Below are 13,697 nucleotides of genomic sequence, written 5' to 3'. Positions count from 1 at the left end.
CGTACGCGCCTGCGAGCGGACCTTCTCCGGAGGTGCTTTCCGGGCGGTGTTTCCCGGCTGGAGGGTGTTGCCAGGCTGGAGGGTGCTTCCTGGCTGGAGGGATCAGCGGTAGCCGGCGGCCTCGGCCGTGAAGCCGGCCCACACGGCCTTGCCCACGGGACGCAGCCGTGCCCAGCCCCACATGCGGCTGACCCCGGCGACGACCTGCAGGCCGCGCCCGGTCTCCGCGACGTAGTCGGGCTCGCGCAGCACCGGCGCGTCGTTGCTGGGGTCGGTGACCATGCACAGCAGCGCGCGGGCCGAGCGGAACATCAACAGGCGCACCGGCAGGGGATGGATGGCCTGGTGCCGCAGGCCGTGGCGCAGCGCGTTGGTGACCAGTTCGCAGACCGCGAGCGCGGCGTCGTCGGCGACGTCATCCATGGACCAGGTCTGCAACACCCCGGCGGTGAAACGCCGCGCGGTGCGCGCGGCGAGGCTCTCACGGTGGAACTCGTGCACCGCCACTTGGGGGACACCACACGGCTCTTCGCCGCAGGTCCAGGGCCAGCGCTTGCCATCCGGAAAGACCTGCTCAAGTGTGCCCAGCCAGGGGTCCCGGGCACCGCTATCGGCTTCTGCGAGGGAAGCGCGGTCTGTCCGATAACCAGTCATTGAGAGCCTTATGAGGTTGATGTCGACCATGTGGCGGGATGACTCAGTAAGTCATACTGCTCCCATTGATGCTCCTGTGCAAGTACAGATGCACGTGCAAACGCACGAATGTCGTTGCTTGGGCTGGGATTCCGAAACGAGGCGCCCCGTGTCCATGATCTACAACGGAATGCCCTCTTCACAACTGGGACGGCAAGACTGGCGCAAGAGCCGGCACAGCAATCCGAGCGGCAACTGCGTCGAGATCGCCCTGCTGTCCGACGGGCGGGTGGCCGTACGCAACTCCCGGCACACGTGCGGACCTGCGCTGATCCTGTCTCTACAGGCCATGGCCGCATTCCTCCGCTCCGTCAAGGAGGGCGAATTCGACGACCTTCTGGACGAAGCAGAGAAATGATCTCGCCACTTGCGCGGCCCGGCGCGGCGGGTATCGTTAACGTGGCGTAAACGTCGGTGCACCTCAAAGGACCCCATATGACTGCGGCCCCTACCGAGGGTGTGCCTCACCCGCTCGACCTGGCGGCACGATCACGCCGTAGCCCCACCGTCCTGCGCATCCTGCTCGGCACCCAGCTGCGGCGGCTCCGCGAAAGCCGGCACATCCGCCTGGAGGAGGCCGGCCAGGCCATCCGCGCCTCCCACTCCAAGATCAGCCGGATGGAGCTCGGGCGGGTCGGATTCCGCCGCCGCGACGTCGCCGATCTCCTCACGCTGTACGGCGTCACCGAGGAGAGCGAGCGCGAGGCGCTGCTCTCCCTCGTCGCGCAGGCCAACGCCCACGGCTGGTGGCACAAGTACGACGACGTCCTGCCGTCCTGGTTCGAGGCGTACGTCGGCCTGGAGCAGGCCGCGAGCGCGATCCGCTGCTACGAGGTGCAGTTCGTGCCCGGGCTGCTGCAGGCCCCCGAGTACGCCGAAGCGGTCGTGCGACTCGGCCACCCCGACGCGTCGGACGAGGAGGTCGAGCGCCGCGTCCGGCTGCGGATGGACCGCCAGGAGGTGCTGGTCCGGCCGGACCCGCCCACCGTGTGGGCGGTGATCGACGAGGCCGTGCTGCGACGTCCGGTGGGCGGGTCCCGGGGGATGCGGGCCCAGATCGAGCACCTGCTCGAAATGATCACCCTTCCTCGTGTAACGCTCCAAATCATCCCGTTCAGCGCCGGCGGGCACGCCGCCGCCGGCGGGCCGTTCAGCATCCTGCGCTTCGCGGGGGTCGGCCTGCCCGACGTCGTCTATCTCGAACAGCTCACCAGCGCCATCTACCTGGAGAAGCGGGATGACGTCGACCGCTATCTCGCCGTCATGGAACGGCTGTGCATCCAGGCCAGGCCGGTGACGGACACCAAGCGGATGTTGCAGCAGCTCCTGACGGAGCTGTGACGATGCGCTAGCGTCGCTGCGCGACCCCGCTGCCGCACGCCCACAGGAAACGATGGCGCAAGCCGCACCTGGAAATACGTGTCAGGCGCCCGTGGGAGGTAAGTGGAGTGACTACCACCGTGGGCAAGCAGGAGGGCGGTGAGAACCTTGGCGGGCAGCCTGCTCAGCCTGGAGTTCGACCGAAGTTCGGTCACCAGGGTGCGGCATCTCGTCATGGTGTCGGCGCAGGAGGCCGGTCTTGAGGGCGTGGCCCTGCAGGACTTCGTGCTCGCGGTGCACGAGGCGGTCACCAACGCCGTACGGTACGGCTCGCCGCCGCGGGGAATCGCCATGTGGCGCGAGGCGGGGACGCTGGTCGCCGAGATCACCGACAAGGGCCCCGGCATACCCGACGAGGCCCTGGAACGCGAGCAGACGGTCACGCGGTTCGACTTCGGGGGACGCGGACTGTGGCTCATGAACCGCCTGGCCGACCTCGTCGTGCGTACGGGAGCCGAGGGAACCACGATCCGCCTCTGCGCGGCGCTCGACTGAACGACATCCGACTTCCGCTGAGAGCGGAGCGGGGGCCGCCTGACCGAAAACGGGCCTCCTCATCTCCCCGAACATGATCCCCGCGCAGGGTTAGCACCGTTGTGAGCTGGGCACTTCTGATCTCGCCGCCCTGCCGCCAGGGTCGGACGGCAGGCATGCGGGGCGGGCCGTAATCATGATTTTGGTGCACCGGAATTTCTGGCAATCCGGGCCGGAGGCCGAAGCCTTGCTAGGCTGCAGGGAACCGTAGAACCGGGCGTTGTCTCACCCGGCAGGTGAGACCGTCGAGAAGTGGGGTCACACCGTGAAGAAGCTGCTTGTTCTCGCTCTGGTCGCCGTCGGCGGGCTTCTGGTCTGGCGCAAGGTGCAGGCCGACCGTGCCGAGCTCGACCTGTGGACCGAGGCCACCGGCAGCGAGAACTGACCACCAGGGATGGTGCTTGATCGTGGCAAGGGTACGGGAATGAGCCCCGTGAAGCTGGCCTGTCTTGACCTGGCCGGCACCACGATCGGTGACATCGACATGGTGGAACGGGCGTTCGCCGAGGCGATCGCCACGCAGGGCATCGTCCCCGGGACCAGTGCCTATGCCCGTGCCATGGTGCATGTGCACAGGTCTCGGGGATGTCCCAAGATCGAAGTCTTCCGGGGCATCTTCCCCGGCAACGAAGCCCAGGCGCAGGCCGCCAACCTGACCTTCGAGCGTTCGTACGAGGGAGCCATCGAACGGGCCGGTCTCGTGCCGCTTCCGGGGGCCGTCGAGGCCATCACGAAGCTCCGCGACGCGGGCCTGAAGATCGCCCTGATCACCGGATTCAGCCGGGCGACCCTGGGACGGGTGCTGAGCACCCTCACCTGGGTCGACATGCTGGATCTCGCGCTGTGTCCCGAAGACGCCGGACGCGGCCGTCCCTACCCCGACATGGTGCTCACCGCCATCCTGCGTTCCGGCATCGACGACGTACGGCAGGTCGCCCTGGTGGGCGACTCCGAGAGCGACATGCTGTGCGGCCGGCGCGCGGGCGCCTCGATCGTCGCCGGCGTTCTCACCGGCGTCCACAGCAAGGACCGCCTGATCGGCGGCGGCGCCACCCACATCATCGAATCCATCGCCGACTTCCCCGGGCTCGTCCTCGCCAACGAGGTCGGCGCCTCGCCCGTGGCCACCTCCTGATCGCCCGTCTCCCTCGAAGGTTTTCCCGGCGCCGGGGGCCACGCGGGCGGCACGGGCGGTATCGAGTGGCGCTCGAGTGCGGGCTGTTGCTACCGTGTATGCACCGGCGGCCTGTGGATCTGCACATTTGCGCAGTTCGCACCCGTCACGGGGCCTTAGCTCAGCTGGCAGAGCGCCTGCTTTGCAAGCAGGAAGTCAGGGGTTCGAATCCCCTAGGCTCCACCAGCCAAAACGCCGCTTCCACGATCATGGGAAGCGGCGTTCGTGCCATTAACGTGCCATTAGCTCTTGCCGGCATCGCGCTCCGCCTCGACTCGCGCGCTAAGCGCGTCGGCGATCTTCCGGTCTGCGTCGCGGGTGGCGTGCTGGTAGATCAGCGCGGCTCGGTCGCTGTCGTGACCCATCCGGGCCTTGAGGTCGGCGAGGCTCGCGCCTGACTGCGCGGCGAGTGTGTTGCCGGTGTGCCGAAGGTCGTGGAAGTGCAGCCCCTTGACGCCCATCTCCTTGAGCGCTTCCGCCCACTTGGCCTCACGCCGGAAGTTGCCACCGCGGAGGAACGCACCGCGCTTGCCGAGAAAGACGAACGCGTCGTCTCCCGTGCCGGTGAACTGGTCGAGGTGGTCGACGAGGGCCGGAACGATGGCCGAGGGGATGCTGACCGTCCGCTTGCCGGCCCGCGACTTGGGCGGAGCGAGCACCATGTCTCCCCCGTCCAGCTCGATGAGCTGTTCGCGTACGCGGACCGTGCGCGCCTCGATGTCGATGTCCGAGCGCCGCAGCGCGATGACCTCGCCCCAACGCAGGCTTGCGAAAGTGGTCAGCAGGATCAACGCGCGGAATCGCCGGTCCGCCATCCGGTCGGCCAGCTCGAAGACCTGGGCGACGGTGAGAATGGGCCGCTCCGGCGTCTGCTCGTTGTCCGCGCCCTTGATGCGGCAGGGGTTCTGGCTGATCAGCTTGTCCTCTTCGACGGCCGTCATCAGAACGGCCCGGAGGAGCCGGTACGCCTTGGCCGCCGTGGACACCGAGACGCCTTTGTCTATAAGGGCGGCTCGCCAGGAGCGGACAAGCGCTGTCGTGAGTTTGCCGACCGGCACCTCGCCGAGGCCGGGAACGATGTGCCGTTCAAGGAGCCAGGTGTAGAGCTCGACCGTCTTGGGCCGCAGGCCAGGACGTTCTTTGATCCAGGTCCGCGCGTAGTCGCCGAGCAGGACTTTGCCGCGATCGAGGTCCGTCCACTCTCCAGAGATCATCTGCGCTTCGAGCAGCGTGAGCGCACGGTCGGCGTCCGTCTTGGTTGCGTAGGTCGTGGAGCCCGTGTGGATCCGCCCATCGGGGCCGGGATAGCGAATCTGAAAGCGGCCGGAGGGAAGCTTGCGGATATTGCCGAAACGCCGGTGACCGTCTCTGTTCGCCATCAGGCCGCCCGTCCCTTCGGCGCTTTGACCGGCTCGACGAGCCCGGCCGCAATGAACGCTTCGAGGGCGGCTTCGGGAATGCGAACGCCCCGGCCGACGCGGACGAAGAAGATACGGCGTTCGGCGATCAGCCGACGAGGAAAGCGAACCGAGGTGTTCAGCCGTTCGGCCGCCTCTTCGACACGGAGAAGCCGACCTTGGGCCTCGGGGGGGAGTAGCGCGTTAGGAGAAAGCGCGTTCGTCATGCAGCCCTCCCTTCAGTTGCCGAAAAATCTCTGCCGTCTGCCTCGGCTTCGAGCCGGGCCAGGTGGTTACGCCAGCGCTGCCGTTCGTGAACCGACCGCAGGAGCCGTACGCCGATCGGGGCCAGGTCGGGGTCTCCGGGTTTGACGGGTCGCCAGATGTAGCGGTGGGGGTCGGCCGGTTCGTCGGGCAGGCCGAGGGCTTCCAGGACCCAGGTGCGTCGGTCGTGCTTGTGCTCGGTGAGGGTCTTGTTGGACCACTTGCGGGAGACCAGGACGCGGCGGCCGGCGTAGCCGAGGTGGTCCGGCTTGTGCGCCTTGCCCCTGCACCGACCGGGGGCCATCCCCGGTTTGGCGCCCTTGGGTTGGATGCCGTAGCGCAGCCAGTTCGGGCACGTGGGCGAGCACGGCTCAAAGCGCAGGGCGTCGAGCAGCCGTTCGGCATGGGCCTTGCGGCGCGGGTCGTCGGTGCCGAGCGCGTCACCGAGGGACTTGGTGAGGTACTTGGACAGGTACCGGATCAGCTGGTCGGCGTCCGGGGTCCCGGCGAGGACGCTCTGAATGTCCATCTGGTCGCCGAAGCGGAGCACGTGCAGGGGCCGGGCGTCCTCGTCGGCGTCAAGGGCGTCGAGGGCTTGGTCCCAGGTGGGCAGGACTTCCCCGGTGTCGGGGTCGAGGTAGCCGGTCCCGTCCTCCCACACCGGCAGGTGCTCACCCTCGAACCGCACGACATCCGTGGGTGGCCACCACACCTGGTGGTAGGTGGCCGCGACGATCTGCCGCAGCTCCGCCCTGGGGAGGGTGCCGCGGATCGCCATGTGCAGGTGCGGGGCGAGGCGCTTTTGTGGTTCGACGGTGGCGAAGTACTGCACGTCGTATCCGGCGACGCGGCGGAGGTTCTGCACAAACCGGTCCACCAGCTTGGAGAAGTGCAGGGCATCCCGGGCCGCCCGCGCGTAGTCGTACCGGTCGGGATCGAGCGGTGCACCCTCCAGCACCCGCCCGTAGGAGGGCAGGGTGAGCGTGACGAACATCGACGGCCGGTAGGTTCTGCCGTTGGCGCCGGTGAAGGTCCGCCCGAGCGTGGTCGTGGCCATGCGCCGCTTGGGCAGGTTCGGGGCGTCCTGCCGCCGCTTGGTCGAGCGGGTGCGCTTGCCGGAGGTGCGACCGAGGACGTTGCCGCGCATCCCCGCCGCGTTGATCTCCTCATCCAGCTCCACGATCGCGGCGTCCAGGTTGGTGGTGTCCCCGCCGGCCTTTCCCCCCTCATCCCGCCACGCCTGAGCGTCGGCCCGCAGCTCCACGAGATGCCGCTGGTACTCATCCGGGGTGTCGGGGAGGTTGACGGGTTCGTGGTCGAGGTGCCAGCCCTCCCGGCACTGCGCCTGCCGAAGCTGCCGGTTGCGCTTCGCACACGGCGGGCACTTGCTCTCCAGCGTGGCCCCGCAGGGGACGTCGATGACCTCGACCTGTCCGGTGAGGATGTCTTGCCGCCGCATCGGCACCGGCCGGATGCACACGCCGTACTGTTTGGCGATCTCCTCGACCACGTCCCGCGCGAGCGGCTGAGCCATGCGGATGGCGCGTGGGGTGGAGCGGTCGTGCGGGTTGGTCACCGGTCACCGTCCCACGCGTTGAGGGGGTCCAGGAGGTCGGATGGGCCGAGGCCGTCAACGATGACGGCGGCTTTCTGGCCGCACTCGTGGCACTCGACCAGGCCGCGCGGGTCGAGCCACAGCACATCGAGCGCCTGGCAGCACGAGCAGCGCAGGCCGTCCAGGAGGTCGGCAAGACGCCGCATCATCGGCCCACCCCCGCGAACTCGGCGACCATCGCCCGGATGTCGGCGTCGGAGACGTACGCCGCCCGGACCCGCACCGGGTCAGGGCTGGTTTCGAGGCGGACGTAGCCGACGCCCGCGCCGAGTTCGGGGATGGGTGAGATGTGGTCGGCCAGGGCGCCCCGGTCGCGTGCGCCGTCGCCGAGGACCATGTCCACCTGTTCCGACTCGTCCAGGCGGAGGGCGATCTTGTCGGGGAACAGGTTGCGGATATTCATGACCTCCTTGCGCGGGTCCTGAAGCGCGGCCATCACCCCGACACCGACCGCGCGGCCCTGGGTGGTGAGCGTAGCCAGGGCCGCCGTGATGCGCTGGCGAAGGCGCTTGTCGGATTGGTAGGCGGTGAGGAAGGCGACCTCGTCCACGAGCACCAGGACGAACGGGTCATCGACGGTGGGGGTGTGGGAGCGGTGGAGGCCGGCGAACCGGTCGGCCCGCTCCTGCATCACGCTCACGGCTTCATCGAGCAGGTCGGCGCACTCCTTCGGATCGGCCGCGTACCGGGACCCGAACAGGGCGCGGCCGAAGGAAAGTTCCATCCGCTTGGGATCGAGGGCCCAGACCTGCACGAGCCCGGCGCGCATGGCGGGGAGGAGGCCGCGGATGGTCGACCACAGCCACGAGCCCTTACCCGCCCCGGTCGCCCCGGCGATCAGGACGTGTGTGCCGTGGACCTTGAGCCGGTACGGTGTGCCGTCCTCGCACCGGCCGACCTCCACCGGCCCCACCGTCACCTCATCGGGAACCGGGATGGCGGGCAGGGGTTCGGCGAGGGGGTCGCGCCGGGGGAAGGTGAGCACGAGCCGCCCGGCCTTGGCGACGGTCACCCGGCAGGAGGGTGCGCCGAAGCCGTGGGCGAGGTGGTCGGTGTGGTCGGCCCAGTCCTTGACGGACTGCCCGGACAGCATGCGCACGGTGACGCGGTCGGCCCAGCCGTCGCACTCGACCCGCAGCAGGCGGGGCAGGTAGTCGCGGCCCTGGAGGTGACGGCCGAGCCCGGAGACGATCATCACGGGTTGCCAGTGCCGCCGGTAGACCCAGACTCGGCGCCAGAAGGCCAGCAGTCGCCAGCCCACCCAGCGCGCGAACGAGGCCCGGCCGGCCAGCGCCCAGCCGAACAGCAACGAGCACGGGATGGTAACGGCGGCAACCGCCGTAAGCCAGCCGTACCGGACCAAGATCACCCAAGGCACCGCGAGCACCGCGACCGCAATGGGGTGGGTAAGGAGGGTGCGAACGAGCCCGGCGACCAGGCGGCCGAGGAAGACCAGGATCGTGAGGAGCGCCGGAGTCTGGACGACGGCCGGTTTGAACACGACCGCCGTGTCCGGGGTGGTGGACACGAGGTTGCGCACCTCGCCACCGGGAAGGCGCTTGAGCATAAGCTTGGACACCTCTTCTCTTGATTCGCAGTCAGGAAGAGAACCGAGGGGCCGCCGGAAGTTGCCGCTTCCCGCGGCCCCACCTGCATGTCAGGCCGCCGTCTCGCCGGTGGCGGGAAGAGTGAGCTGGTCGGAGGTGGCCGACTGTTCGGCGTGCATGCGCTCGCAGTCGGCCAGGTACCGGGCGGCGGCGTCGAAAATGCGCCGGGCGGTCTCCACGTCGCTGGCGGTGGCGGGTCCGGCCCCGGTCGTGGAGATCGACATGTACGCCTCGCGGGTCTCCAGGACCAGGTACGGCCGCCCCGAGTCCAGCTTCCGGACGTCGGCGCGAAGGCGGGGGGTGTAGAACGCGACGCGCACCTGTGGCCGTTCGTCGGAGGTGATGGCGATGGTGAGGTGCGTGTAGGGGTTCTGCCTCATCGGGCCGCCACCCCCTCACCATTGGGAAGGCCGTGAAACCGCCGCTCCACCGACCGGGCGAACGAGGCCGCCTCACGCGCCAGGCAGCGGGCGAACTCGACATCGGCCCGGCTGACCCGATCGCTGTCGGAGGTGGTCACCAGCACCGAGGTCGAACCGAAGTCCAGCGCCAGCACTGGCGTCCGCGCCGGGTACGGCAGGGCCTTGGCCGAGGCCCCGCACCCGGTGTTGACGCTGATCACCGTCGACGGCCGTACCGTCCGCCGCCCCATCACGCCGCGTCCTTCGCAGCGTTGGCGGTCTTGCCGGCCGCGGTGCGGGGAGCCCGCATCACCCGTGCCGAGATCGAGTAGGCCAGCCGCCCCGTCGCCTGATGCACGTACGGCTTGATCTCCAGCCCATCGAACTCGGCCGGAGCCAGCGGCACACCCGGTAGCGACGGCGGGACGACCGGCTGCACCTCCGACAGGATCTTCACCGTCACTGTCTTCTGCGCGGCCTTCAGCGACGGGTCGGCGTCCATCACCGGGACCTGCCAGATCGGCAGACCGGTCGCCTTGTCCTTGGCCTGGACATCGCGCTTGGCGTCGAAGTCCCTCGCCGCGGTCACCTCCCCCACGACATAGCAGCCGTACGGGAACAGCAGCTCGAAGCTGACCGGAATGGGTCCTTGCAGCGCCATCGCTCATCACCTCCTTTGTCCATCCCCCTAGACGGCGGCGGCCGGTCCGCGACGAGAACTGTCTAGGGGGCTATGCGGATGACGATAGCAAGCTCGCTTGCAACTGTCTAGGGGGGTGGACGAGTGTCAGGGTGGCACCTAGAGTCGCGCACCGATGGCCGCCGCGTAGCCCGCTGATCAGATTGTGACTGCGGAACGCTCAGAAGCGGCAGTAGCAGGCGGTGGCGTCGTCATAGGTCTTGCCTCGTGGCCACCGTTGCCCGTGCGGGTCGGAGCGCTCGGCCGCTCGGACCTGCCGGATCAGTTCGTCGGGTCCGGCCTGGGCGAGGAGGTCGAGGAGGCCGCGCCAGGTGGTGAGGCCGAACCGGTCGACGAGGCGGGATGCACCGTCGCTCAGGAGCGCCGCCGCTCGGACCTCACGATGCGGCATGCTGCCGGTGAGGGCTTGTTCGGCGGCGAGGGGATCGACGGAGGCGACCCAGAAGCCGCCGTCGCGGTTGCGATGACTGCGCAACGTCTCGACGTACTCGCGATGGGCGGCGACGTGTTCGGGCGTACTGGAATCGAGGGAGTCCATGCGCTTGCGGTAGCGGGCGCCGACCTGGGCTTCCCGGTCGTCGCAGATCACCAGCGGCTCAGCCTTGCCTGTGTCGAGGATGAGTACGGAGTCGGCCAGGACGAGCCAGTCCAGGAAGTCACCGATACGGCGCAGCATGACCACGGTCGCCGAGGGGGAGCCGGGGTGGGTGACGTCGCAGGTGAAGTCGTGGAGTGATGTCGTCGCCTTGATGCCCTCGGCGAGGAGTTCGGCCAGGGGGCCGGTGCTTTGCGTCATCGAGGTGAGGAGGGTTGAGCCGAGCGTGCGGGAGTACCACGCCACGCCATGGGTGCACCCCGACTCCGACCCCACCGGCGTGCCCGAACCGTCGAGGAGGACCACCGCGTCAGGGGTCGCAGCGACGAAGTCCTCATTCACGCGTTCGGGGTCGGCGGCTTCGGTGGCGAGGGCGACGCGCACGGTGTGGTCTCCTGTCGTTCAATCCTCGTCGTGCCGGTACAGAGGACTTGCCAGTTCCGCTTTCACCGGTTCCCCGCTCTGAGGGTCGTACTCGACGCCGACGACACAGGAGAACCGCCTGTCGCCCACCTGCCCCCACAGTGCGTTGATCTCGGTACTGATCAGGTGAACCACGCCGAGAGTGCCCTGAGGGTGAATGCCCGTGAACACCAGGAGATTGCCCCGCCCGTCCGGCCGCGCGAGGCGACCAAGGTAGGCATAATCGATCGGCCGGGGCGGAACCGAGTCGGAGCCCGACCGATAGACCTTGCCCGTACGGCTGTCGCGCAGTGTCCACGCGCCGTCCTTGACCCACTCCAACACGGGGTCGGACTCATACAACGCGCCCATGGTTTGGGACAAGCGTGGGCCGCAGATCACGATCAGCCCCGGCCGGTTGAGCTCGATCTCGCCAGTGAGGGGGACGTGCTCCAGCTCGACGGTAAGGCCGAAGCCACGCGCCAGGTCTTCCAGGCGCTTGGAGGCGGCGACGTCTTCCATCGCGACCACCGGGCGGGCGTTGTCGGCCTCTTGCTTGAGAGGTGTGGCTATCGTGATCACGCCCGTACCCAAGAAGGCACCCTCGGGGGCGGGGCCGGTGTGACGGATCTGGTGAATACGCCCGCGGGACAGGCCGGCCTTCTCGGCGATCTGCGCATACGACATGCCCTGGGCGTGGAGTTCCTGAATGACACGGCGGCGCAGCCGGGCCAGTTCGGTGACTTCCTGCTGAGCCGCGTTGAGTCGTTCGGTGGCAACCCGGAGCAGCAGGTAAGGATCGTCGATCGCGGCGATTTTGTCCAGGTCGCTCGGTGACACGGTTCCTCCTCTATGGTGCGCACCCGAGTCTAGAGCCCTAGACGAAATGCCGTCTATCCCCCTTGACAGTACGGTTTTGGCGGGTTTGCCGGTTTTTGGGTCCACGGCCCGGATCGCCGAGCGCCGGTTGGGGACCCCGCGCGGGCTCACCGCGCCCTCCCCGTCAGCAGGTCCGCCCAGACCTCATGCGCCTGGGTGAGGGGCCAGTGGTGCGTCTCGCGGATCTCGGGGGCGTCCTCGTTCTGCAGGGTCCGCCGGATGAACCCCTGTCCGCCCGCCTGGCACAACTCATACACCATGGCCAGGCAGTCACAAGTCCAGGCCAGCACGCGCACCCGCGCCCCATCTGTCGGTTTAAACCATTGCAGCTTCGTGCAGCCGGGTTGCCGGCGGTCGGGGACGTGCGGGCTCACGCACTTCATCACCGGGAGGTCGCCTTCGCGGCGGCGGCGATGGAGTCGACCTTGAGCAGCGCCCAGACGGTACGACCGGCCGGGCCGCCGTACACGCCCCAGTTGTCGGCCATGGAGGCGACCAGCAGCAGCCCGCGCCCACCCTCGTCCTCGGCAGGCCGGATGAGCCGGGGGGCGCCGGGGCCGCCCTCGTCGGTGACGCCGAGCCAGACCTGATCGGGTTCGGCCTGGATGCTGACGATGAACTTGCCACCGAACCGGGCCGAGGCGGTGTGCCGGACGGCGTTGGTCGCCAGCTCGCTCACGATCAGCTCAGCCGACTCCACCACCGGCCAAGCGGCGAGGGTCGCGGTGATGAAGCGGCGGGCTTCGGTGACCGAGGCGGGACGGCCGAGGAAGTGCCGGGACAGGCGCCATGGGGGCATGGAACACGCTCCGTCGTCTAGGGGGCTAGACATGCCTACGAGCAGGAGCGTATGACCAACGCTAGAACCATCTCAAGGAATACGACGCATAAATGCGTCAGTCGTGGTGTTGCTTCGCCAGCTCCCGGAAGTCCGCCGCGATCTCCCCCAGCAGCGCCCGCAACTCATCCCCGTACACGGCCGCGCCCGCGAACGCCTCAAACGCCTCCTCATGGGTCTCGATCTCGGCCGTCTCCGTCAGTGTCAGGTCGCCGCTCAGGCTCTCCACCACGCTCACCGTGCCGTCGTAGATGGTGAACCCATGCAGCGGAAAAACCGGAGCCTCCACCTTCCACGGCACGACCCCGAGACGGACATGCGGCAACGTCGAGACCTGGGCTAACCGGTCGAGCTGCGCCGGCATCAACGACGGCGACCCCGGCCAGGTACGCACCGCACCCTCGGTCAGCACGAACGCGAACCGCCGACCCTGCTCAAACAACACCGCCTGCGCATCAACCCGTACCGCCGCCGCCTTGGCCGCATCGTCCTCATCCACATCCCGGCCGAGCGCCACCGCCAGCCGCGCATACTCCGCCGTCTGCAACAACGCCGGAATCATCGCCGAGGAGAAGACCGCCACCCACTTCGATGAACGCACCCGCGCAGCGTTCGCCGCCTCCCTGCTGGCAAGCCCGCCCTTCAACCGGGCCACCTCATCCCGCAACCGCACCAGCAGCGCGTCCAACTCAGCGCGAGCCTCGTCATCGAGGCGGAGAGCCGCAGCCACCCGCTCAACCGTCTCCGGCGTCGGCAACAACTGCCCAGTCTCCATGCGCGAGATCGTCGGCTGCGCCAAACCGGCCCGCTGCGCCAGCTCCTTACCCGTCAACCCGGCATCCTTGCGCAGCCGCCGCAGCAGCTCACCCAACTCCCGCAACCGATCCCGCCGCTCCACCATGCTGGCGTTCTACCACTAGCGCTCTACCAGGTGGCGCACGATCACGCGGAACTCTGCTGAATTGCGCTCATAAGGATCAAGGCGGCGGCGTGGCGCGCCGCCGTACGGCCCAGCGTCGCGGACCCCGGCCGCGCTGCGGCCTGGGGGCCCGGTCACGGCCGGGGCCGCACTTGAGCCGCCCAACCGCCTGCCGGCCCCGCTATATTCACCCGACTCGCCCTGAGTTGGCTCAATTTAGTGCGCACCTTCGGGGCTGCGGATCTGCTTGAGTGCGTCGCGTAGGTCTGTGGGCAGGGGGTCGGCGGCGGTCAGGACGT

The 13,697-nt window shown here is 68.6% G+C and carries 19 protein-coding genes and 1 tRNA gene; 6 read left to right on the top strand and 14 right to left on the bottom strand.

Going from position 1 to position 13,697, the window contains the following annotated elements; translation table 11 throughout:
- Positions 1-102 precede the first annotated feature (102 nt).
- Positions 103-507 (bottom strand): ATP-binding protein, encoded by a 405-nt coding sequence (locus tag FLV34_RS17675; RefSeq protein WP_185949035.1) that lies wholly within the window; start codon positions 505-507, stop codon positions 103-105.
- A 301-nt stretch (positions 508-808) separates the two neighbouring features.
- Between FLV34_RS17675 and FLV34_RS17670 the strand changes: the two genes are divergently transcribed.
- From FLV34_RS17670 to FLV34_RS17650, 6 genes are all read left to right on the top strand, one after another.
- Positions 809-1,051, top strand: a complete 243-nt coding sequence (locus FLV34_RS17670) for a DUF397 domain-containing protein (RefSeq protein WP_185949036.1) — start codon at positions 809-811, stop codon at positions 1,049-1,051.
- A gap of 77 nt (positions 1,052-1,128) precedes the next feature.
- Positions 1,129-2,034: a helix-turn-helix transcriptional regulator gene (locus FLV34_RS17665; RefSeq protein WP_142649979.1), complete on the top strand. Its 906-nt coding sequence runs from the start codon at positions 1,129-1,131 to the stop codon at positions 2,032-2,034.
- Positions 2,035-2,172: 138 nt separating this feature from the next.
- Positions 2,173-2,568, top strand: coding sequence for an ATP-binding protein (locus FLV34_RS17660; protein WP_142649978.1), 396 nt, complete (start codon positions 2,173-2,175; stop codon positions 2,566-2,568).
- 304 nt (positions 2,569-2,872) lie between these two features.
- The gene (locus FLV34_RS41655; RefSeq protein WP_208802288.1) at positions 2,873-2,992 is read left to right on the top strand and encodes a DLW-39 family protein; all 120 of its coding nucleotides are present in this window, start codon (positions 2,873-2,875) and stop codon (positions 2,990-2,992) included.
- A 39-nt stretch (positions 2,993-3,031) separates the two neighbouring features.
- Entirely contained in the window at positions 3,032-3,742 is a 711-nt protein-coding gene (locus tag FLV34_RS17655) for an HAD-IA family hydrolase (RefSeq protein WP_142649977.1), read from the top strand.
- A 149-nt stretch (positions 3,743-3,891) separates the two neighbouring features.
- Positions 3,892-3,967: transfer RNA gene (locus tag FLV34_RS17650), tRNA-Ala, on the top strand.
- Positions 3,968-4,023: 56 nt separating this feature from the next.
- Here the strand turns inward: FLV34_RS17650 and FLV34_RS17645 are convergent.
- From FLV34_RS17645 to FLV34_RS17590, 13 genes are all read right to left on the bottom strand, one after another.
- Positions 4,024-5,160, bottom strand: coding sequence for a site-specific integrase (locus FLV34_RS17645; RefSeq protein ID WP_142649976.1), 1,137 nt, complete (start codon positions 5,158-5,160; stop codon positions 4,024-4,026).
- On the bottom strand, positions 5,160-5,405 hold the full coding sequence (locus FLV34_RS17640) for a helix-turn-helix domain-containing protein (RefSeq protein ID WP_142649975.1): 246 nt from the start codon (positions 5,403-5,405) through the stop codon (positions 5,160-5,162). Before FLV34_RS17640 ends, FLV34_RS17645 begins: the two co-directional genes overlap by 1 nt.
- Positions 5,402-6,976: a helitron helicase-like domain-containing protein gene (locus tag FLV34_RS17635; protein WP_261985819.1), complete on the bottom strand. Its 1,575-nt coding sequence runs from the start codon at positions 6,974-6,976 to the stop codon at positions 5,402-5,404. Before FLV34_RS17635 ends, FLV34_RS17640 begins: the two co-directional genes overlap by 4 nt.
- Positions 6,977-7,014: 38 nt before the next feature.
- Positions 7,015-7,206, bottom strand: a complete 192-nt coding sequence (locus FLV34_RS17630) for a hypothetical protein (RefSeq protein ID WP_142649973.1) — start codon at positions 7,204-7,206, stop codon at positions 7,015-7,017.
- Positions 7,203-8,636 (bottom strand): FtsK/SpoIIIE domain-containing protein, encoded by a 1,434-nt coding sequence (locus FLV34_RS17625; RefSeq protein WP_312845770.1) that lies wholly within the window; start codon positions 8,634-8,636, stop codon positions 7,203-7,205. Before FLV34_RS17625 ends, FLV34_RS17630 begins: the two co-directional genes overlap by 4 nt.
- Before the next feature lie 78 nt (positions 8,637-8,714).
- Positions 8,715-9,044: a hypothetical protein gene (locus tag FLV34_RS17620; RefSeq protein ID WP_147943603.1), complete on the bottom strand. Its 330-nt coding sequence runs from the start codon at positions 9,042-9,044 to the stop codon at positions 8,715-8,717.
- Positions 9,041-9,316, bottom strand: coding sequence for a hypothetical protein (locus tag FLV34_RS17615; RefSeq protein WP_142649971.1), 276 nt, complete (start codon positions 9,314-9,316; stop codon positions 9,041-9,043). The genes FLV34_RS17620 and FLV34_RS17615 overlap by 4 nt, the downstream gene beginning before the upstream one ends.
- Entirely contained in the window at positions 9,316-9,726 is a 411-nt protein-coding gene (locus FLV34_RS17610; RefSeq protein WP_142649970.1) for a plasmid replication, integration and excision activator, read from the bottom strand. The genes FLV34_RS17615 and FLV34_RS17610 overlap by 1 nt, the downstream gene beginning before the upstream one ends.
- Before the next feature lie 199 nt (positions 9,727-9,925).
- Positions 9,926-10,744: a protein phosphatase 2C domain-containing protein gene (locus tag FLV34_RS17605; protein WP_142649969.1), complete on the bottom strand. Its 819-nt coding sequence runs from the start codon at positions 10,742-10,744 to the stop codon at positions 9,926-9,928.
- An 18-nt stretch (positions 10,745-10,762) separates the two neighbouring features.
- Positions 10,763-11,602, bottom strand: a complete 840-nt coding sequence (locus tag FLV34_RS17600; protein ID WP_260617402.1) for a sigma factor-like helix-turn-helix DNA-binding protein — start codon at positions 11,600-11,602, stop codon at positions 10,763-10,765.
- A 146-nt stretch (positions 11,603-11,748) separates the two neighbouring features.
- Complete coding sequence (locus FLV34_RS40510) at positions 11,749-11,901, bottom strand: hypothetical protein (protein ID WP_168066255.1); 153 nt, start codon at positions 11,899-11,901, stop codon at positions 11,749-11,751.
- Positions 11,902-12,023: 122 nt separating this feature from the next.
- Positions 12,024-12,440: an ATP-binding protein gene (locus FLV34_RS17595; RefSeq protein WP_142649968.1), complete on the bottom strand. Its 417-nt coding sequence runs from the start codon at positions 12,438-12,440 to the stop codon at positions 12,024-12,026.
- Positions 12,441-12,537: 97 nt separating this feature from the next.
- On the bottom strand, positions 12,538-13,380 hold the full coding sequence (locus tag FLV34_RS17590; protein WP_147943602.1) for a Scr1 family TA system antitoxin-like transcriptional regulator: 843 nt from the start codon (positions 13,378-13,380) through the stop codon (positions 12,538-12,540).
- Between the last annotated feature and the right edge of the window lie 317 nt (positions 13,381-13,697).

Origin of the sequence: Microbispora sp. CSR-4, from assembly GCF_008033685.1 — a bacterium.
In the GTDB taxonomy this organism is placed as follows: domain Bacteria; phylum Actinomycetota; class Actinomycetes; order Streptosporangiales; family Streptosporangiaceae; genus Microbispora.
This window is presented reverse-complemented; position numbering and strand designations above follow the sequence as displayed.